The organism is Spongiibacter sp. UBA1325, from assembly GCF_002306875.1.
GTDB lineage: Bacteria > Pseudomonadota > Gammaproteobacteria > Pseudomonadales > Spongiibacteraceae > Spongiibacter > Spongiibacter marinus.
In genome coordinates this window covers 495038-514819 of the sequence record NZ_DBTD01000010.1, presented here as the reverse complement: position 1 = coordinate 514819, position 19782 = coordinate 495038, and the positions used below count along the sequence as shown (strand labels likewise).

Annotated in this window: 17 protein-coding genes and 1 tRNA gene; 11 read left to right on the top strand and 7 right to left on the bottom strand. The window is 55.0% G+C overall.

Annotation, left to right across the window (positions count from 1 at the left end; translation table 11 throughout):
* The first annotated feature begins 177 nt into the window (after positions 1–177).
* Positions 178–2637, top strand: coding sequence for a TonB-dependent receptor (locus B3K78_RS14355; protein WP_286695978.1), 2460 nt, complete (start codon positions 178–180; stop codon positions 2635–2637).
* Between the two features lie 139 nt (positions 2638–2776).
* Here the strand turns inward: B3K78_RS14355 and B3K78_RS14350 are convergent, their stop codons facing one another.
* The 4 genes from B3K78_RS14350 to B3K78_RS14335 all read right to left on the bottom strand — a co-directional run bounded on the left by B3K78_RS14350 (position 2777) and on the right by B3K78_RS14335 (position 6272).
* The gene (locus B3K78_RS14350; RefSeq protein WP_286695977.1) at positions 2777–3457 is read right to left on the bottom strand and encodes a copper resistance protein B; all 681 of its coding nucleotides are present in this window, start codon (positions 3455–3457) and stop codon (positions 2777–2779) included.
* Positions 3454–5289 carry a copper resistance system multicopper oxidase gene (locus B3K78_RS14345; protein WP_286695976.1) on the bottom strand — a complete coding sequence of 612 codons (1836 nt, stop codon included), beginning with the start codon at positions 5287–5289 and terminating at the stop codon, positions 3454–3456. The genes B3K78_RS14350 and B3K78_RS14345 overlap by 4 nt, the downstream gene beginning before the upstream one ends.
* 10 nt (positions 5290–5299) lie before the next feature.
* Complete coding sequence (locus B3K78_RS14340) at positions 5300–5776, bottom strand: DUF411 domain-containing protein (protein WP_204996801.1); 477 nt, start codon at positions 5774–5776, stop codon at positions 5300–5302.
* Positions 5777–5843: 67 nt separating this feature from the next.
* A complete protein-coding gene (locus B3K78_RS14335; protein WP_286695975.1) occupies positions 5844–6272 on the bottom strand; it encodes a hypothetical protein in 429 nt (142 codons plus the stop codon).
* Positions 6273–6444: 172 nt separating this feature from the next.
* On the opposite strand from B3K78_RS14335, the gene B3K78_RS14330 reads away from it, so the two are divergent.
* Positions 6445–7539 (top strand): SMP-30/gluconolactonase/LRE family protein, encoded by a 1095-nt coding sequence (locus B3K78_RS14330; protein ID WP_286695974.1) that lies wholly within the window; start codon positions 6445–6447, stop codon positions 7537–7539.
* Positions 7540–7644: 105 nt separating this feature from the next.
* Positions 7645–7721: transfer RNA gene (locus tag B3K78_RS14325), tRNA-Arg, on the top strand.
* Positions 7722–7949: 228 nt separating this feature from the next.
* Here the strand turns inward: B3K78_RS14325 and B3K78_RS14320 are convergent.
* The gene (locus B3K78_RS14320; RefSeq protein ID WP_275587354.1) at positions 7950–8081 is read right to left on the bottom strand and encodes a hypothetical protein; all 132 of its coding nucleotides are present in this window, start codon (positions 8079–8081) and stop codon (positions 7950–7952) included.
* Positions 8082–8220: 139 nt separating this feature from the next.
* Between B3K78_RS14320 and B3K78_RS14315 the strand changes: the two genes are divergently transcribed.
* From B3K78_RS14315 to B3K78_RS14285, 7 genes are all read left to right on the top strand, one after another.
* The gene (locus B3K78_RS14315; RefSeq protein ID WP_286695973.1) at positions 8221–8700 is read left to right on the top strand and encodes a hypothetical protein; all 480 of its coding nucleotides are present in this window, start codon (positions 8221–8223) and stop codon (positions 8698–8700) included.
* 77 nt (positions 8701–8777) lie between these two features.
* A complete protein-coding gene (locus B3K78_RS14310; protein ID WP_204996805.1) occupies positions 8778–9278 on the top strand; it encodes a hotdog family protein in 501 nt (166 codons plus the stop codon).
* Positions 9279–9642: 364 nt separating this feature from the next.
* Positions 9643–10659 (top strand): hypothetical protein, encoded by a 1017-nt coding sequence (locus B3K78_RS14305; RefSeq protein WP_286695972.1) that lies wholly within the window; start codon positions 9643–9645, stop codon positions 10657–10659.
* 337 nt (positions 10660–10996) lie between these two features.
* The gene (locus B3K78_RS14300) at positions 10997–12883 is read left to right on the top strand and encodes a DUF1302 domain-containing protein (RefSeq protein WP_286695971.1); all 1887 of its coding nucleotides are present in this window, start codon (positions 10997–10999) and stop codon (positions 12881–12883) included.
* Between the two features lie 12 nt (positions 12884–12895).
* Positions 12896–14284, top strand: coding sequence for a DUF1329 domain-containing protein (locus B3K78_RS14295; RefSeq protein ID WP_286695970.1), 1389 nt, complete (start codon positions 12896–12898; stop codon positions 14282–14284).
* A 9-nt stretch (positions 14285–14293) separates the two neighbouring features.
* Positions 14294–15466: a WD40/YVTN/BNR-like repeat-containing protein gene (locus tag B3K78_RS14290; protein ID WP_286695969.1), complete on the top strand. Its 1173-nt coding sequence runs from the start codon at positions 14294–14296 to the stop codon at positions 15464–15466.
* Positions 15459–17837: an efflux RND transporter permease subunit gene (locus B3K78_RS14285; RefSeq protein WP_286695968.1), complete on the top strand. Its 2379-nt coding sequence runs from the start codon at positions 15459–15461 to the stop codon at positions 17835–17837. The genes B3K78_RS14290 and B3K78_RS14285 overlap by 8 nt, the downstream gene beginning before the upstream one ends.
* Positions 17838–17881: 44 nt before the next feature.
* On the opposite strand, the gene B3K78_RS14280 is transcribed toward B3K78_RS14285, so the two are convergent.
* Positions 17882–18130, bottom strand: coding sequence for a DUF2970 domain-containing protein (locus B3K78_RS14280; RefSeq protein ID WP_204996035.1), 249 nt, complete (start codon positions 18128–18130; stop codon positions 17882–17884).
* Between the two features lie 107 nt (positions 18131–18237).
* A complete protein-coding gene (locus tag B3K78_RS14275; protein ID WP_286695967.1) occupies positions 18238–19278 on the bottom strand; it encodes an AraC family transcriptional regulator in 1041 nt (346 codons plus the stop codon).
* Between the two features lie 214 nt (positions 19279–19492).
* On the opposite strand from B3K78_RS14275, the gene B3K78_RS14270 reads away from it, so the two are divergent.
* Positions 19493–19782, top strand: a 290-nt coding sequence (locus tag B3K78_RS14270) for an AF_1327 family membrane protein (protein WP_286695966.1), incomplete at its 3' end; no start/stop codon positions are given.

Sequence of the window (19782 nt, the reverse complement as noted above, 5' to 3'; positions counted from 1 at the left end):
TAGCGCTCAATTTGATAAATATGTCCGAGGATTGGGATAAATGTCCGAAAATATCAATTATTTGTGCTGTAGACTTTCGTCACTGCCGCTGGGCGATGTCCTTAACAAGCATCGCCAATGACGGCATTTGATAATAAGCAATAACCGGCGCACAGCCGGATGAGTAAGGAGTGGTTCATGTCCCGCGATCAGAAGAAAAGGCTTGCCCACCGTGGTTCGGCAGTGGCGATGCGCAGCGCAGTGACCGCCGCGCTGACGGTATCGTTAACGGCCCACAGCGCACCGGCACTTGAAGAAGTGCTGGTCACGGCGCAAAAACGTTCTCAGAGTGCACAAGATATTCCCGTGGCAGTCACCGGTCTGGGCGGGGATCAGTTGGATAAACTGGGCTTTGAAAACGCCAATGACGTTTCGGCCCAGGTGCCGAATATGCAGGTCAGCGGCCCCTATGGTGACGTTCAGCCGATCTTCTCCATTCGCGGGGTCAGTATGTCTGACTACAGCTCCAATCAGGCGAGCCCGATCGGCGTCTATGTTGATGAGGCCTATCTCGGCCCGGTATACAGCCACGGGGCCAACTTTTTTGATGTTGAGCGCCTGGAGGTTTTGCGCGGCCCGCAGGGCACGCTTTATGGGAAGAACACCACTGGTGGTGCCATCAATATTATTACCCGCACACCGGGCTTTGATGAGCCAGCGAGTGGCTTCCTGAAACTTGGCGCGGGCAGTTATAACGCCTCCACCGTCGAGGCCGCTGCCGAGTCTGAGCTGATTCCCGGTGTGTTGGCTGGCCGCTTGGCCGGCAGCATTAAGAAAAATGACGGCTACGTTGACGTGCGTGGCAAAGATGAGAATGCCGCACAAACCGACTTTAAAGGCGCGCGCTTGGCCTTAAACTGGCGCATTAGCGATGCCTGGGACGCGGTACTGAAATACACCACCTCGAATAACGATGCGATCAGCACGCCGCCGCGTAATGAACCACGCACCGACCTGCGAGGCACGGGTCTAGAAGGCGACTCCAACGGCTTTATTGACTACACCGGTTATTCACGCCCCAGCCGTGGCCTGGGCTTCCATGAGAGTGAGGTGAACAACGCCGGCGCGCTGGTCACTAACACGGACCTGGCCGTGCTTACGGTTAACTACAACGCCGAAAACTACAGCCTGACGTCGGTCAGCTCCTACTTGGATGCCGATTATTATCAAAAGGCCGACACCGACGGCAGCCCCAATGGCCTGCTGGAAATAACCTGGGCCTCCGACTCCATTAGCTACAGCCAGGATTTGCGTTTTACCTCGAATTTTGACGGCATGTTTAACATCATTGCCGGGGTCTTCTATGGTCAGGAAGACCTGTACATGAACAATATCTACGATATTTTCAATCAGATCCCCGATCTGCGGGTGGGTTTGGCGAAGCCAGATACCATCCCCATTTTTCCCTACTTGATCGACTTCGGGAAGCTGGACCAACGTTTGGCGACCGAAAAGAGCAGCGCTGCGGTATACAGCCAAATGCGTTTCGACTTTAGTGCGAACTTTGGCATGGATATCGGTCTGCGTTACACCCAGGACAAAAACACGCTGAGTTATTTGAATATCTCGCGCCTGGCCAACGACGGCACGCCGCGCGGTAGCTATGTACCCGGCAACACCACCGGTGTTGATAATGCGTGGATCACTCTGCCGCTCACCGTGAGTGATATTCAGAGTCTGTTACAAAACCCATTGGAATTGCTGCAGATCACTCAGACCGGCTATACCCACGGCCCTTATACCCTGGATTCGGCACCCGAGCTGGATACCACTGAGAAAGAGTGGACGGGCAAAGTGGGGCTGGATTACCGACTCAGCGACGAGTTGATGGTCTATGCCAGCGCGAGCCGAGGCTATCGCAGCGGCAGCTTTAACGGCGGTGCTTATTACATCGAGCGACCGCTGGAAACTGCCTATGCGTCGCCAGAATATATCGACGCCTTCGAAGTGGGCTTTAAGGCCGATTTATTTGATAACAGCATGCGCTTGAATGCCGCGGCCTTCCATTATGACTACACCAATCAGCAGTTCATTAACGTGGTGGGCATCTCCAACTTCTTGGAGAATGCCGGTGGTTCGACTATTCAGGGTTTGGAAGCCGAGCTGTGGGCGCGGGTGACGGAGCGTCTTACCCTGCAACTGGGAGCCGGTTATCTAGATACGGAGTACACCGAACTGACCTTGGCAAATACTGAGACCATCGCCAATCAGGACGATACGGTTGACCTGTCGGGCAATGAGTTGATCTCGGCGCCCAAGTTCAACTTTAGTATTTCGGCCGACTACGATGTGCTCGTCACTCAGCACGGCTACCTTAGCGTCAATGTGAATGCCAACTTCCAGGATGATCAGTGGTACAGCGCCTACAACGACGATTATGGCTACGGTGAAATTCGCCAGGATGCCTACTGGTTATACAACGGTCGCATCAGTTGGTATGCCAATGACGACAGCTACAGTATTTCTGTGTGGGGCAAAAACCTGGCCGATGAGGAATACGATAGCTATGCGATCAACCTGCAGGCTGGCTTTGGTTTCGACCAGTATCTCGCGGGTGAGCCGCGCAGCTACGGTGCAGAGTTAATGGTGCGCTTCTAGGAAGTGATCACAGCGTTTTAAGCCAAGCGCCAGCACGGCTGCGTGCTTCGGCAACCGAATAACCTCTCCAGGTTATGTTGGCCCGCGTAATGCGGGCCTTTTTTATGGGCTATAGGTTTACGGAATAGTCGCTCGCCACTTAGAACCAGGCGCGCACTCCCACCACAAACTGTTCCTGCTGGCGGGGGTTGCCACGGCGTTGCGCAATGTCCGCGGTGTCGCCATACAGCTGCTGCCACACTGCGCCGATATAGGGTGCCCATTCCCGCTCTGGATAGTAGTAGAGCCGCAAGGCGTGCTCCTCCCGGCGCAGGCCGGCCCCATTTTCCGAGTCGCCCTGAGCGGCTGCTTCAAGTGTGATTTCCGGTTCCAGAATCCAACGCTGGGTCAGCCTCAGCTCGTAGCTAAGCTCCAGCTCGGCCGAGAGCTCGGCTTGGTCGTTGATAAACACCGCGGCATCGACTTCAAAGTGGTAGGGGGCAAGGCCCTGTATGCCGATAACCACGCTGTCGTCGCTACCATCTTCACTGAAGCTTCGTTGCAGCCCCCCTTGAAGATCCCAATAGGGCGCGATGGCGCGACTGTACAGAAGCTGAAGTTCCGCGCTCTCTGTGGAGCCGTCGTGCGCTTCGCGTTCAGCCTTTAGCCACAGTTTGTTGAGGTCAGTCCCTAGCCACCCCTGGAGGCTAAACGCCTGCTGATGGTCGCTGCGTTGCTCAACTTCGTCGACCATAAACTTTGCCAGCACGGGGTCGGCTTTGCCCCCGGCCAACGCGGGGCCCGCCAGTAGCGCGGCGCACAGTACATAGCGCTTTTTCATACCTTGCCTCCCACTACGCGAACTTCGCGAAACATACCAGGCATGTGAAACATCAGGTGGCAGTGATAGGCCCAGCGGCCAATGGCATCGGCGCTAACGAGGTAGCTGATACGCGACCCTGGCTGCACAATGACGGTGTGTTTGCGCGGGATGTGGCCACTGTCGCCGGTCTCCAGCTCACTCCACAGGCCGTGCAGGTGAATGGGGTGGGTCATCATGGTGTCGTTGACGACGACAAAGCGCAGGCGCTCGTTGTGGCGCAGAATGATCGGCTCGGCGTCGTCGAACATGACGCCGTTCATCGACCACATGTACCGAGACATATTGCCGGTAAGGTGGATTGCCAGCTCTCGCTCCGGGTCGCGTGGGTCGCGGGTGGGGTGAAGGCCGAACAGGTCACTGTAGCGCAGAACCCTTCTGCCATAGCGCTGGGCGTGCTCGCGCAGGCCAATGCCTGGGTCGGAAAGGCCGTTGGCAGGCATACCTACGCGCATGTCCACACCTACACCAAATTCAGTGGCGGCATGCTGGATTGTTTGCTTGCTGCCCCGGCCAGCAGGTGCTGGGGTATCTGGCAGCGGCTCAGACATCATCGCGTGATGGCCGTGGTGAGCATGCGCCTCGTGGGAAGGCCGTTTGTGCTGCATCGCTGGCATAGCGTCGCCCGCCATCGAGGTGTGCGCGCTGTTGTCGTGAGCCATTCCCATATCTCGGTGGTCGAGCCTCACAATGTGGTCCATCGCAGGTATTTCGGCCTGCCACTGCTTATTGGGGCTGAGCGTTGCCCGCGCATAGCCGCTGCGATCAATGCTCTGCGCAAACAGTGTGTAAGCTCGGTCGGCGCTGGGCTGAATGATCACATCGTAGGTCTCTGCCGGTGCGATGCGAAATTCATCAACACTGACCGGCTGGATATTTTGCCCATCGGCGGCAACCACTGTCATCGTCAAGCCGGGAATACGAACGTCGAACAGGGTCATGGCCGCGGCATTAATCACCCGTAAGCGCAGGCGTTCGCCGGCGGAGAATTGGCCAAGCCAGTTTGCATCTGGGCTGAGCCCATTCACTAAAAATGTGTAGGCGATGCCGTTGATATCCGCAATGTCGCTGTCGCTCATGCGCATACGGTTCCACATGGCGCGGTCGCGCCAAGTGGCGGCAATGCCTTGTCTGCGAATGTCTTGCCACAAATCGACGGCCGTTCGTTCGCGCCGATTATAGTAATGGCTCTGCTTTTTCAGGCGGGCATAGAGCGCTTCGGGGGCTTCGTCGCTCCAGTCGGAAAGTACAATGACGTGCTCGCGATCATAGGCGACTGGGTCGTCGTCTGCAGGGTCAATAATAATGGCGCCATAGAGCCCCGTCTGTTCCTGAAACCCAGAGTGGCTGTGGTACCAGTAGGTGCCGCTCTGCTTTACTTGGAATCGGTAATCGTAGTAGCCGCCGGGCGGAATACCGGCAAAACTCAGTCCGGGAACGCCGTCCATATCCGTTGGCAAAATCAAGCCATGCCAGTGTATTGAGCTGGTATGTGGCAGGTGATTGTGCACGCGGATATGCACTTCTTCACCTTCCTTCCAGCGCAGGGTAGGGGCGGGCACACTGCCATTGACCGCCGTTGCCAGACTGTCGAGTCCCGTGATGTTTACCGGTAGATAGTCGATGTGCAGGTCAAAGCGATTGCCACGTAATTCTGCGCTAGGGCGTCGTTCCGCCTGCTGATGGGGTGCCTGACTCGCGCAGCCTGTAAGGCCTGTCAGGGCAATAACGCTAGCTGCACCCGTGACAAAGCGCCGGCGCGGGATGTTGGCCGGTGGATATTCACGTTTCATTGTTGTTCTCCTACGGCGCGCTGTGCTGACTAACGCGGGTATACACCTCGTGCTTGCCGCTGCGTTTTAGCAAAATGACATCGTAGTCTTGGTGGCGCGTGCCCATTTCCATGCCGGGGCTGCCGATTGGCATACCGGGCACGGCGAGGCCGTAGGCATCCTCTGGGGGATTTTCAAGAAAGCGTTTTACTACGTCGGCGGGTATATGCCCCTCGAACACATAGTCCTTCACTTGGCCGGTATGGCAGGACTGGAGCCCGCTCGGAACGCCGAGGCTGGCCTTTAGTGTGGCCATGTCGTGACGATTTATCGCGGTGCTGTCAAAGCCGTTTTCATCCATGTGGTCAGCCCACTTCGTGCAGCAGCCGCACTGAGGGGATTTATAAACCGTGAGCTCAGCCTTTGTTGATTGCGCGTGTAAGGGGCTGCCTAAAATGCTTAGGCTCGCTGCTGCAAAGCCCGCCAAAATAGTAGTGCGAAGTGTCATTGGAAACGTCCTATAAAGTCGATAATCACTTGCGGCAAAGTACATTCTGCCGCGCCACAGGAAGTGATTACGCAGCAATAGGCGGACGTAACAGGCGCTCGTTGTAACGTTTTGCTGAAGCAGCGGTGGCGCTGTTGATCATACTGTCGCCTGATGTTGCAACCGCTAATACCAGTTGGCTGAGCAGGCTTGGCCCGCAGCTACTATTGGTGCAGTCGCAGTGTTGTTCGCAGCAACGGCTGTGGTCGAGTGCAGCATGATCGCCAGAGTGGTGGGCCGACGCTTCTTCGGTGGATTGGCAATGCTGGTGGCCTTTGCAATCCATTTGCTGATTGGGGTGAGTGCAGCAGTTGGCATTTGCCAAGTGCTGCATTGCTACTGCCGTAGGGCTTGTCTGGGGTTCACCGGCCAAACTGAAAGCACTACTCTCCAGCGCCAGCAGTGGTTGGCTTAGCACCAATAAAATCCATACGGCAATGTGCAATCGTTGTGTCATGGCCACAGTGTAACAAGCTCTGGTTAGGCAGGGTATTACGCTGCCAGGTGCCGGGGTCGAGAGTGTTCAATATTGTCCACGCTAAAGCCTATTCATTGCTATAGGGTCAAGAAAAAACACTGACCGCGACACAACTGGTTTTTCTACACCGCTTGCGGCAGGGTGGACTGCGGTGAATAACGATAAGGACAACACGGTGAAAAAAACGTTATTGATAACAGCATTCTTGCTGGCTGGCTGCGTTGAGCGCCCTCAGGTAATTAGTGACTGCCAGGGCGTGGCAGAGCGAGAGGTTTTGTGTGGTTGGCAGAAGCCCGAAGATATGGAGCTCATGCCCGACGGCCGCCATTTGGTCGTCAGTCAAATGGCAGCGGGTCACGGCAGCGTTGCGGGGTCTTTGGCCCTGCTGGATACCCGGGATGGCAGCAAGCAGGTATGGCCGATGGCGGAGGTGGCGGTTTCCGATGGTTGGGGGGATGCCGATTGTGCCGCGCCTAACCCAAGCGTCTTCGCGCCACACGGCATTCACCTCTCGCGCCACGAGAGCGGCACACTGCAATTGCTGGTGGTTAACCACGGTGGCCGTGAGTCGGTGGAATTCTTCGAGTTGCGCGACCAAGGCGGCGCGGTTAAACCCTTTTGGCGCGGCTGCGTTATTCCTCCTGAGGGCAGCTTCTTGAATGATATTGTGGCCTTGCCTGAGGGCGGCTTTATGGCCACTCACATGTATACCCGCGGCGACGCGCCGGTCGGCACACTTGGTTGGCAGGAGATTACCGCTCTGGCGGGCTTTAACCCTGGCCATATCTGGGTGTGGGACGGTGAACAATTTAGCAAACTGCCAGGGTTTAGCGGTGACTACCCCAATGGCATTCAAATCTCGGCAGATGGCGAAACCCTGTTTGTAAACCTTTGGGCGGGCTCAACGCTGCAAAAACTGGATCGCCGCACAGGCAAGCTGCTTGCGGAAGTGGACATTAGCCATCCGGACAACAGTCAGTGGGATGGTCGCGGCAAGCTGCTAATCGCCAGTCACAACTTCACGCTGGGGGATTTCATTGTGTGCCCCAGTATTGAGGAGGGAGCCTGCCCCGCGGCATTCGATATCGTGGAGCTAGACCCAGACACCCTGCAAAGCCGAGTTGTGGTCAGTGTGTCCGGGCCGCCTATGGGCGCAGGCACCGTTGCCCAGCGGGTGGGCGATGCTGTGTACGTGGGCTCCTTTATTGGCGACCGGATCCTGCGCCTGCCGTATTCCGCGCAATAGCGCGGTTGAGTTGGTTAAAAGTCGTTCAACGCGAGGATTTTTAAGCTTTTTTTCAAAATCCCGTTGACAGCTAAAACCACCTTGAATATAGTACGCCACCTCGACGCGCTCGTAGCTCAGCTGGATAGAGTACCTGGCTACGAACCAGGCGGTCGGAGGTTCGAATCCTCCCGAGCGCGCCACTATTTAAGAACCCGGTATTGCGAAAGCAGCACCGGGTTTTTTTATGCTCCCATAAAGGTGTTGTGGCACGACCGTGATAGGTTCTGTGACACATTTTGAAGACCTCTCGCTCAAGCTCACCTCTCAGTTACTGCGTAGCTCTCAAGTTTTAATGTGAGCCCGTTTCTCGGTCGTTGGGGCTAAGGTCGGCAAATTTAGACGTCTGCAAGACGGTTTCAAAAAGATCCTTAATTCTTGTCCTTGTCAGAACGGTCGAACCAGTGAGCGATTTTGTCGCCGTACCGCCACATCACCACAGGAATTGCGATAGCTGACGCGACTAAAGCGATCGCTGCAATCAGCCCCGTAAACTCTCCCATGTCTACCTCCACATATAGTGTTCATTTCATTTGACGCTATAGCGGTAGTTGAAAGCAAATCGCTATTTAAGTATCTGAATTAGATAAACAAATACTCCCGTTGTCTTTGTTTTTCTGATTCTCCAGTTCGGAACGAGACGTGATACGAAGTGCTGCGTTGGCGAAAGTGAACGCTTCACCGGTACAGCAAAAAGGCAGGGTCATGGCTAGCCAAAAAGGTGCTTCCGCGCTTTACTATGTCGTAATGACATTAGCCAAGGAAGGTGTTGTTATGAATCTATTACGCTTCATTTTCTCCTTTACCGCCCTGCTTATACTCCATGCCTGTGGTGACCACGGCTATGAAGGGCAATACAGACTTGCTGCAGACCGCGCTGATGGCCTGATTGGATCCATGGCTTCGGTAATGGGAGTGGAGGAAATTACCATTGGGCATGACTTTGTCGAAGCGAACGGCAGCCGCCAGGTATACGATGATATATTTGTTCGTGACTCGGGCGATCGCGCCTACTTAGTCTTCAAACGGGGAGAGAGTGAAGAGGCTTGGAGAATTAAGGGGAAAGATACCTTGGTTCAGGGAAACCAGCTGATGCGCCTTGAATATACCCGAGTTCATTGAACCCCACTCATGAGGAGTTGATACTCCGCTGGACAGCGGGTATCAAGTCCATCCTAAAACAGTATTGGAGATCACGGATGATTCATACCACCCTGCAGGCCAAGACCGCTACGGCGCCAGATGTTGGCGCTGAGCCTAACTTGATGATACGTGCGTTTTTTTCACTCATTCTTGGAGTGTGTATAGGGGGTGTTGGGAGTGCCCGCGCCGAATCAGAGAGGGGCTGGACGGTAAACTACACCGGTGACCTTAGTGGTACCGTTGGAGGCCGTATTGTCGTTCCTGGCGGGACATCTATGGTTGCCATGGTAGGCGGCGCGAGTATGAGCGAGGATATGAAGTCGATGGGTGCCGCCGCGATCTCCGCCAAGGTGATGACACTTCCGGGCCAGCCTTCATCGCTCAAGCAATTGGACATTACCTTAGCAGACGGTACAAGCTGCCGTTTACAGCCAGATGGCAGCGAGCGGGCGAAGGTGATTAACAGCTCGCGAAAACACTATGAAGCGGAGTTTAGTGGCAATTTGCGGTGTGACGGCGGGAAGAAAATTGCTGTGCAAGCGCGCGTGATGAAGTAGTGCTAACGAACAATTACGGTGTTGCCCCCAGTAGCCCGGCCATAATTAGTCGGCTGACGGCGAACTCTCTGAATGAAGAGTTACCAAGTATGGCGGTGAGACTCCGCCACAGCAGTATAGGTTTTCGTCCTTCGGTTCGAGCAGGTATTTATTTCGCGCATCAAGATCAACAACCACTTCCTCCGGGGTTGGAAAAGTTATTACTAAATGCACCGTCATAAATTTCTCGTCACCGTCGTCGCCGTAGCTTACGCCCTTGATTTAGCTTTTTATCACACACTTTGCATATCCCCCCTGAACAAGGGGGTGCAAGCGTTATGCGCTTCTCCTATCGTTGGAAAATAATTTTGACAAGGAGATAGGCATGAAAGAAAGGCTAATTGTGGTCGTCGGTATAGCCGCGTTGATAGTGGGGTGTGCTTCAGTAGGAGGAGGTGGCGGTGGTGATCGCCTCGAAAGTAAGAATGTTGCTACGCTCGGGGCGCGTAAAGATGTCTATGTTGCGCAGTTTGCGGTTTCTTTCGTAACTAAGGACTCAAGCTCGTCGAAGTCTGTAAGCCCCATGATTCGTCAAAGCAGTGGCTCGCAATACGCAAAGAGTACCCTGAAGGCCAATTTAACCGGCGTGCCAGATACCACCTTCCAAAAAATTACCGACGAGGCATATGCTGACTTTGTCGCTGATTTAACTGCAAAGGGTTTCAATGTTAGGCCGGTCAGCGATTTGCAAAAGCTAAAACCTTGGAAAAAATTAAAGCCTCTAGCGGCTCCCTATACGCCTTCGGGGCTGTCTTCTTTTTTGAAGAAATCGTCTCCTGAGCAGGTGACCTTCTCCGCGAATTCACTGAATATATACTCGGTGCCCGATCAAATTAGCCAAGTTAAGCCGATGCCTTATGCCTTTGCTGAATTGGCTGAAGCTGCGGGCGCACCAGTATTTGCCATCAACTACAATGTTCATTTCGCGTACTTTGATAGTGATACAGACTATGAAGTGAATTACTTTAAGGATGTGCCTCTTGGTGGCGGCACAAGCACCACGCTGAGCGCCTCGGTGGCCGTAGGGCAAGGTATTCAGGTGACGACGGGTTCTGCCGCGCAGTTCCTTGTTGACTTAGGTGGGACCTTTTCAGATAACGGCTATGTCAGTCTCAAGGACCCCATTGTAGTTGGAGGGGCCTACGGGCGGAACGAAGACACCACTTCTGGCAGTCAAAAAGCCGCCAATGCCTTTAGTTCTGCTGTGGGCCTGTTCACCGGAGGTTCTGCTAAAACAACGGAAATCTCTGTTGTCGCTACCCCTGAGTATTACCGATATGGTGTTCTTAAGGCGATAGATATGGCCAATGACCGCATTGTGAATGGGCTGCTTGCCCAGTAAATAGGTCACACTTTTCCTTGGCGCACAATATCTGCGTTGAGTGTGTCGGTGGTCTGTTCACACTAAAGCGACGATGTCGTTGGTGTGAACAGGTCATAGACCATCCCTTCTATGTATAAATCCCCCTTCTTCATGCACTTGTCTTTGATAGTAATCTCGCGCTAAGCCGACATTGTTTAGGCATTTGGCGATCCTGTGTCTTAGTGCGCCTGTGTATTCACTTCTGCGGACGCGATGCCGCATTCCTTGATCTAGGACAAGTGCTGACCTCGTCTTGGGCATTAGCCTGACTGCAATAAGCAGAGACTTTGCTCTCCAAAAAGCGAGGAGAATAAGCATGGCGAACACTTCAGCAGTTGGTTCCCGTCGTTATTTAGCAGTGTGTATAAGTGCGTTGACCTTGGGTGTTCCCATCCAGAGTCAGGCGTTGACGTTTAACTGGGGGGAGGTTGAAGGCAGTTTCAATTCGACCCTTTCTCTCGGTGCCAGTTGGCGTGCGGAGGACCCGGATGAGGACTATCTCAGTCCGGGTAACACGGATGGTAAGGGGCGCGCGTCGGTGAGTACCACCGATGATGGGAATTTAAATTACGACAAAGGTGATATGTATTCCCTGTTGTTCAAGGGGGTGCACGACCTTGAGTTGAGCCTGGACAACATCGGTTTGTTCACGCGTTTCAAATATTGGTATGACTATGCCTTGGCTGAGGGTGACGTCGCTCACGGCCATGTGCCAAACAATTACCGTGTTGACGGCACTCTGGAAACGGAGGGCTTTGATGACCTGGCCCAAAGCCAGGGCGCTGAGTTTTTGGATTACTACCTCTACGGCAATTTTGAGCTTGGCTCCGCTCCCGTAGAACTGCGTGCCGGCAATATGGTGTTGAGCTGGGGGGAAAGCACGTTTATTCAAAACGGCGTGAATATTATTAGTCCCTTCGATGTGACTGCGCTGCACCGCCCCGGCTCTGAGATCAAAGAGGCGCTGCTGCCGGTGGGGCTGCTGTACGCCAATATTGGCGTTACCGCGGAATTAAGCATTGAGGCTTTTTATCAATACGAATGGAAGCGAACGGTTCTTGAAGGCTGCGGCACCTACTGGAGTAGTGCGGATGTCTATGGCGGGGGTTGCGACAAGCTGACCTTGTCGACGGCGGCGCCGGACGCTGATCAGGTCGCTGCCGGGGGCTTTATGCCACGCGCTGCCGATGACGAGGCGGGCGATTCCGGGCAGTGGGGTATTGCGGGTCGGTATTTCTTTGACTGGCTGGGCGGTACGGAAATTGGCGCCTATTACGTCAACTATCACAGCCGCACGCCGATATTGAGCGGTATTAATGCGACCAGCTTCAGCCCGCTGACCGGCCAGCCTGAAAATCCGCAGTACTTTTTCGAGTTTCCTGAAGATATCGAAGTTTACGCGCTGACCTTCGCAACGAACCTCGGCCTGTGGGCGGTGTCGGGTGAGGTCAGTTACCGGCCTGAGCTTCCCTTGCAGATTAATACCGTAGAAATCAGCCAGACACTGGCGCTGGGTTCGCTTAACGAGTGGTCGCGGATTGCTGATCGTGGTGCTGCCGCTGGTCCCGGCGGCGTGGTGCATGGTTTCGATAATGTTGAATACACCCAGGCGCAGATGACCTTTATCCGCTTCTTTGAGCAGGTAATGGGCGCAGACCGCTTGGCGATCGCCGCCGAAGTAGGTGGGGTGTGGATAGGGGGGATGAACGAGGCGATTAACTATGGTCGTTCGGCAACCTTTGGCATCGGTGACTTTGAGCCAATAAACAGTGGGCTGCCGCTACCGCCGGCCATCCTGAACCTATTACCGCCGCTACCGGGGATTATTCCGGTGAGTTGTGACTCGCACCCTGTGTTGAGCCTGTTAGCGGGTGTCCAGCCGAATTCACAGCCGCAAAACTGCACCGACGACGGATTTGTCGAGGACTTCTCCTGGGGCTACCGAGTGCGAGCGCGTCTGACCTATTCCGATGTTTTCAAGGGTGTGAACCTAACACCAAATATGGCGTGGTCTCACGATGTGAGCGGTTATTCACCGCCACCGAATTTTATTGAAGGCCGTCAGGCATTGAGTATTGGCCTGAGTGCCGATTACTTGAGCACCTATCAGGCTGATATTTCATACACCAATTACTTTGGTGCCGATTATAACGATCAGCAGGATAGGGATTTTATCTCGCTGAGTTTTTCCGTTGCATTTTAAGAGGGGGCTACTATGCAGAGCTTCAAGCACAGCATTCGCTCGATCACGACCGGCTTGTTCTACACCACCGTCGTTGCGGCCTTGGGGGCGAGCGTCGCCTCTGCCAAGGTCTCTCCTGAGAAAGCCGCGCAGTTAGGCGGTGCCCAGCTGACGCCGATGGGCGCAGAGCGAGCGGCAAATGCCGATGGCAGTATTCCGGCTTGGACGGGCGGCTTAAAAAAATTGCCGGCCGCGTACAAGCCCGGTGAGCGTTTGGTTGACCCCTATGCCGGGGAAGCGCCACTGTTTGCGATCACCGCAGCAAATGCCAATCAACACAAGGACAAGCTGTCGCCGGGGCAACTGGCATTGCTCAATCGATATCCCGATAGCTTTAAGATGAATATCTATCCCAGCCACCGTAGCGCTCGCCTGCCCGATACCGAGTACCAGCGGATTAAAACCGGGGCTACCCAAACCGATATGGTCGAGGGCGGGAATGGCTTGGTGAATTTCTCGGCCAGTGTACCGTTCCCTATTCCGCAAAGTGGCCAGGAGGTTATCTGGAATCATATCACTCGCTACCGCACCCCACTGGGTGTGTCGCGGCGCTATACCCAGATCCCGGTGCAGGCCAGTGGCGGCTTTACGCCAGTGTTATTCGAGGAGTCGGTATTGTTTGCCAACCGCTTCGCGGATAATCCCAATCCCAATCGCCTGTTTGTGTTCTTGCAGCGTATTTTGGCGCCAGCGCGCTTAGAGGGCGATGTATTGCTGGTGCATGAAAATATTGACCAAATTAAGGAGCCGCGTTCCGCCTGGCTCTACAATGCCGGGCAGCGTCGCGTGCGCTTGGCTCCGACCATTGCCTATGATGGCCCGGGCACAGCCTCGGACGGTTTGCGCACCTCGGACGACCTCGATATGTTCAATGGCGCCTTGGATCGCTACAACTGGGAATTAAAGGGCAAGCGCGAGTTATATATCCCCTACAACAGCTATCGCCTGAGAGACGGCAAGCTGGCATACAAAGATATTCTCAACAAGGGGCATATGAATCCCGAGCATTTGCGCTATGAGTTGCACCGGGTGTGGGTGGTTGAGGCCACATTGAAAGAGGGTTCCCGACATATTTATGCTCGTCGCACCTTCTTTGTTGACGAGGACACCTGGCAGATCGCCATCGCAGATCATTACGACGGTCGCGGCGAGTTGTGGAAGGTAAAAGAAGGCCATGAAGTGATGCATTATCAAGTGGCCGTGCCCTGGTTGGCGTGCGAGTCGCTGTATGACCTGAACTCCGGTCGCTATTTGGTTACTGGCCTCGATAATGAGGAAGAGGGCTACCAGTACGACTTTAATTACCAAGGTAAATTTAGAGACTTCACACCGGCGGCTTTGCGCCGGGCTGGGCGACGTTAAGTCCGGCTTATGACAAACAATAATAAACAAGTTACTGCGCGGCATTGGCCGCGCATCGTCCGCCAGGTTTGCGCTGCCTTAGCCCTGAGTTTGGCTGGTTTAGTCACTGGCAGCAGCGCTTACGCCAACGACTTTGAGGCACTTCCCGCGTTGACCGTGGCCGAGGCGGGGAAGCGTGTTTTGCTCGATATCACCCGTGCGGGTGGCCGACTGGTCGCGGTGGGTGAGCGCGGCGTTGTTCTGTACTCAGACACCGGCGGCAATACGTGGCAGCAGGCCGTTGTGCCGCACAGCAATACGCTGACTTCGGTCACGTTTATCGATGCCCAAAACGGTTGGGCGGCGGGCCATGGTGGCATCATCCTGCACAGCGGTGACGGCGGCCAAACATGGCACAAACAGTTCGACGGTAACCAGGCCAACCGGCAGTGGTTGAACTTTATTCAGCAACGTCGCGATTCGCTGGCCGAGGCAATCGACGAGCTGGACGACTCGCAACAGGCTGAGCGCGACGACCTTGAATATCGTCTGGACGACGCTGATTACGCGCTGGAGGATGCCGCGCTCGCGTTGCAGACCGGCCCGGTGGACCCCTTTCTTGATATTTGGTTTGGTGATGCCAAAAACGGCGTCGCCGTTGGCGCATACGGCATGGTTTTTCGTACCGAAGACGGCGGCGAAAACTGGGTGATCGCTGCGGCGGGAATTGAGAACCCCGACCGCTATCACTATTACGATGTCGATGCCGATCGCAGTGGCCGCCTTTACCTTAGCGGCGAGGCGGGACTGATGTATCGCTCGCTGGATGGTGGTCGCCAATGGCAGCGCCTGGGGCCGTTTTATGATGGCAGTCTATTCGGCGTTGTTACGCGGGGCGAGGAGGTAATGGCCTACGGCTTGCGCGGCCATATTTTTAAAAGTACAGATGGCGGCACGCGTTGGCAGTCTCTGCCTGCTGCGCCTTTCAGTCTGTATGGCGGTACGCGTTTGGCCGATGGTACGGTGATTTTGGTCGGCGCTGGAGGCGGTTATCTGCTTGGCCCAGAGGGCGCCCCCTTCGCGTCAAAGCTACACCCCAGTCGCAGCAGCTTCTCGTCGGTAAGCGGCGACGGCAGTGGCCGAGTCGTTGCAGTGGGTATGAATGGCGCCGCGGCGCTTCCCGAAGGAGAGGCCAGTGAGTAGCGAAGAAAGCTTGACCTTAACGGAAGAGGATGGCCGTTTACGCCCGTTTTTGGGGGCACTGTTACTGCGCGCCAGAGCGCCGCTAATGCTGCTATTTGTGATCCTGACGGTATTTTTTGGCTGGCAGTTGCGGGGGTTGCGACCGGATGCCAGCTTCGAAAAAATGATCCCGGTATCTCATCCCTATATTGTTAATTTTCTGGAAAACCGCGAAGACCTGTCCGGGCTCGGTAATGCGGTGCGCATCATCGTTGAGAATAAAAACGGCGATATATTTAGCCAGGAATTTCAACAAACCCTTCAAGAGATCACCGACGAGGTTTTTTATATAAACGGCGTCGATCGCGCCGGCCTTCAGTCTTTGTGGACGCCTAATGTCCGCTGGCTGGAGGTGACCGAAGAGGGCTTTGTCGGCGGCGCAGTTATTCCAGACGATTACGACGGTTCGCCTCAGGCTTTGGAAAAGCTTCGCGCTAACACACTTAAGTCGGGCCAGATCGGCCGCTTGGTGGCCAACAATTTCCGCTCCACCATTATTGTGGCGCCGCTGGTTGAGCGCGACCCAAAGACGGGCGAGCGCCTTGACTACCAGCAACTATCGGCTGACCTTGAAGCGTTGGTGCGCGACAAATATCAGACAGAAGACCTGCGTATCCACATTACCGGTTTTGCCAAACTGGTGGGGGACCTGATCGACGGGGCGTCACTGGTAGGGACCTTCTTCGCGGTTGCCTTTGTGATCACTGCGGTGATGCTGTTTTTGTATAGTCGCTGCCATTGGAGCACGTTTGCCGCGTTGCTGTGTTCAACGGTTGCTGTGGTCTGGCAGCTGGGGCTGTTGCCCATTATGGGCCTGGGCTTAGATCCCTATTCGATGCTGGTGCCGTTTTTGGTCTTTGCGGTGGGCATCAGCCACTCGGTGCAGATCATCAACCGATTTGCACACCTGAGCCACAGCGCCGTCGACACGCGGGAAGCCGCTAAGTTGACCTTCGTTCGGTTGAGCAAGCCGGGCTTTATTGCCCTGCTTAGCGATGGTGTGGGCTTTCTTACTCTTCGCGTAATTGATATTCCGGTTATTCAAGAGCTGGCACTGATCGCCAGTACCGGCATCGCGGTGCTGGTGTTAACCAACCTGATCTTACTCCCGTTGGTGTTGTCCTACACCGGAATCAGTCAGCGCTGTCACCGCTACCGCGATGACAAACTCAACAGCGAATATCGTCATTGGCACCAGCTGTCGGCGGCGAGTCTACCGCGCAATGCCAAATTGATTGTTGCGGCCTGCACGGTGCTTTTCGCAGGCGGCTGGTGGTTGGCCCAGCAGCAAAAGATTGGCGATCTCGACCCCGGCGCGCCCGAGCTGCGCCCGCACTCTCGTTACAATCTCGATACCGCTTTTCTTACCGATAATTACTCGACCAGTACCGATGTCTTTGTTGTGATGGCGCATACCCCGCCTCAGCAATGTGGCAACTACCAGTCGCTGGCGGCAATAGACCATTTTCAAGCGGTTATGGAAAATGTGCCGGGGGTGCAATCGGCGTTGTCGCTGGTTGATATTTCCAAGCTGGTGATCATGGGCATGAACGAGGGTAACCCTCAGTGGTATGCGCTGAGTCGCAATCAATATATTTTGAATAACTCTCTGAGCCGCGTGCCCAGCAACTTGTTGAATACCGATTGTTCGATGGTGCCGGTGATTCTATTCCTTGAGGATCACAAGGCGGACACTCTTGATCAAGTGATTGCTGCCGCAGAGGGCTTTACCGAGCAGTACAATAGCGAACACATAAGCTTCCGCTTAGCGGCTGGCAATGCCGGTGTTGAGGCAGCAACGAACATTGTGATTCGCACCGCGCAGAACCGTATGCTGATCTGGGTATATGGCGTGGTGATTGTGCTGTGCCTGCTCAATTTCCGGTCGCTAAAAATCACTGCCTGCATCATTCTGCCGCTGATGCTGACCTCTTTACTCGGTCAGGCATTGATGGCGATGCTGGGCATTGGCGTCAAGGTGGCAACACTGCCTGTGATCGCGCTTGGGGTGGGAATTGGGGTCGACTACGGCATCTATATTTATACCGCTTTAGCGCATTTCTTGCGCGAGGGTCAGGACCTTCGCAGCGCGTATTTTTCGGCACTGAAAACCAGTGGTACCGCGGTGGCCTTTACGGGCTTAACCCTGGCCGTCGGGGTAGGGACGTGGATCTACTCGCCCATTAAATTCCAGGCCGATATGGGGCTAATGCTAACCTTTATGTTCTTCTGGAATATGGTGGGTGCCTTACTGGTTCTTCCCGCGTTAGCGTGGCTGTTTGGCGCCAAGCCCCATCAGCAAGTCACGAGCGCGGCAGATGGCAAAGCATAGCCGAGAGGGCTGGTCTGCACTGGCAGCGCAGACCTGTGTGGCGATTACGAGGTCAGCAGGCTGATCACAATTTGCGAGCTGATAAAGCAGAACAAGAAGAAGATCGCCATCGCCGTCACGCCGGCGAAGATCAGCGGCATGGGATTGGTTTCTGCCAAGTCCATTAAGCGCTTTTGCCCAGAGCGATTTTGCAGGGCGAACATTAGCGAAATGGCCTGCTTGAAAACCTCGAAGAAGCTCAAAGGTTTTTGGTTGTTCTCTGCGGGTTCCGTTTTCTCTTGTGCATTGTCCATGATACGACCTCGGGGATTCTCAGTAGGTGTCGGTCTTCCTTTGAGTTTGCGGCAAACTCATCTTGTCAGAGAGTTTACCTGATTGCCGCGCAAGACTATAGCCGCGGTCAGCTGCGATCTTTGCGGTATTGGCTGGGGGAGCAGCCCTGCCAGTTTTGAAAGGCGCTGGTAAAGGAGCTCTGTTCACTGAAACCCAGCAGCAACGCGATCTCCAGCAGGCTTAGTGGGGTTTCGGTCAAGTAGTGCTTAGCGCGGGCAAACCGCGCGGTATTCAGCAGCTGTGTGAAACTAACGCCCTCATGCTGAAGGCGCCTTCGCAGCGTGCGCTCGCTGATATGTAGCGCACTGGCAACGTGCGACGGTTGCGGCTTGCCCTTGGGGAGCATGTCGTCAAGAAGATGGCTAATACGGTCGGCAAGTGTTTGTTTAGCCTGTATTTTTGTGAGCAGCGAGTCGGCTTGTCTGGCCATCAGCGTATTCAGCTCACCATCGTGCTGCAGTAAGGGGAGGTCCGTGAAATAGTCGGGGCCACACAGGGCGTTGTCGTCCGCGTCGAAATGCACCGGGCAGCCGAAGAAGCGATCGTAGTCACTGCAATCCAGAGGCGCGCTGTGTCGAAAGCGCACTTCGCTCAGCCAGCCCTGCTCTCCGGTTATCCAGCGGCCAAAACTCAACCAGCCAGCGACAATGACCTCGTTGAGCGCTTGGTATTCCAGCGAGGCTGGCAAGCCAGCGTCCCAACTGACGGTGAGTTGCTGATGATTGGCGCTGACGGTCGTTTTACCGCCGTCGTAAACCAGGCTCTCGTAGCGCGGGATCAGCGCGATGGCTTCCCCGAGTGTTGCGCAGCTCATCGCGGCATAGCCCAGTGCGCTGAAAGTGCGCGCTTGCACCTGCTGGCCCATATGCAGCCCTATCAGTGGATCGGCGCACTGCTCAATCGCGCTCTCGAATAGCGCGATCATTTTGCCCAGTGGCAGTCGTTGGCTGGGCGTGGCGAGTGCTTCACTAGTCAGTGCGGCAGCCTCTAGCAGGGAGGAGCGGTCGGCGCCCTGGCGGGTGGCCACGTCGATAAGACACTGGGCATACGATGCCGATACGGTGTGATGGCAGGCATCATAGGCGGCAAGTAATTTATTATTGTTCACGGTTATTGTTCGGGCCCGGCATGTTTTAGTGGGTAGCGAGTGCGCCACCCAACACCACAATGTAGGGCAAGAGTATACCGGCATCCCTCAGCTAGCTCATCTTGCCGACCGCTATGGGGTTGGCCGAATTGCAAAAATAAATGGCCGCGGTCGGCAAGCAGCGGCTGCTAAACAACCGTAATCTTGCTGCTATTTAGATAGGCAGATAAAAATTATGGTTGACGCGACTCTGGCACCTTCGGCGGCTGCGGCGCAACAAATTCTGCGCGATAGCAGTCAGTTTCAGTGGTATGTCATCCCGTTGATGGTGGTGGTCATCTACCTGTATTCCGAGCAGTGGCACGCTCGCCGCTGGTCAGTGATCCTGGGTGGTTTAGCATTCTGGTTAATGGATTGGGTAAATGAGATATGGAACGGCCTGGTGCTGCATTTCAGCGGTTACGCGCCGGTTTGGGGTGCGCCCAGTGACACGGCATTTCTGATACTGGCGGGGCTGAATATTGA

What these genes read in the sequence shown, in the direction of transcription:
- B3K78_RS14300 (WP_286695971.1), top strand. Translation starts at nt 10,997, where the DNA reads ATGGCGAACACTTCAGCAGTTGGTTCCCGTCGTTATTTAGCAGTGTGT.
- B3K78_RS14280 (WP_204996035.1), bottom strand. Translation starts at nt 18,130, where the DNA reads ATGGACAATGCACAAGAGAAAACGGAACCCGCAGAGAACAACCAAAAA.
- B3K78_RS14290 (WP_286695969.1), top strand. Translation starts at nt 14,294, where the DNA reads ATGACAAACAATAATAAACAAGTTACTGCGCGGCATTGGCCGCGCATC.
- B3K78_RS14305 (WP_286695972.1), top strand. Translation starts at nt 9,643, where the DNA reads ATGAAAGAAAGGCTAATTGTGGTCGTCGGTATAGCCGCGTTGATAGTG.
- B3K78_RS14340 (WP_204996801.1), bottom strand. Translation starts at nt 5,776, where the DNA reads ATGACACTTCGCACTACTATTTTGGCGGGCTTTGCAGCAGCGAGCCTA.
- B3K78_RS14320 (WP_275587354.1), bottom strand. Translation starts at nt 8,081, where the DNA reads ATGGGAGAGTTTACGGGGCTGATTGCAGCGATCGCTTTAGTCGCGTCA.
- B3K78_RS14350 (WP_286695977.1), bottom strand. Translation starts at nt 3,457, where the DNA reads ATGAAAAAGCGCTATGTACTGTGCGCCGCGCTACTGGCGGGCCCCGCG.
- B3K78_RS14355 (WP_286695978.1), top strand. Translation starts at nt 178, where the DNA reads ATGTCCCGCGATCAGAAGAAAAGGCTTGCCCACCGTGGTTCGGCAGTG.
- B3K78_RS14335 (WP_286695975.1), bottom strand. Translation starts at nt 6,272, where the DNA reads ATGACACAACGATTGCACATTGCCGTATGGATTTTATTGGTGCTAAGC.
- B3K78_RS14295 (WP_286695970.1), top strand. Translation starts at nt 12,896, where the DNA reads ATGCAGAGCTTCAAGCACAGCATTCGCTCGATCACGACCGGCTTGTTC.
- B3K78_RS14345 (WP_286695976.1), bottom strand. Translation starts at nt 5,289, where the DNA reads ATGAAACGTGAATATCCACCGGCCAACATCCCGCGCCGGCGCTTTGTC.
- B3K78_RS14310 (WP_204996805.1), top strand. Translation starts at nt 8,778, where the DNA reads ATGATTCATACCACCCTGCAGGCCAAGACCGCTACGGCGCCAGATGTT.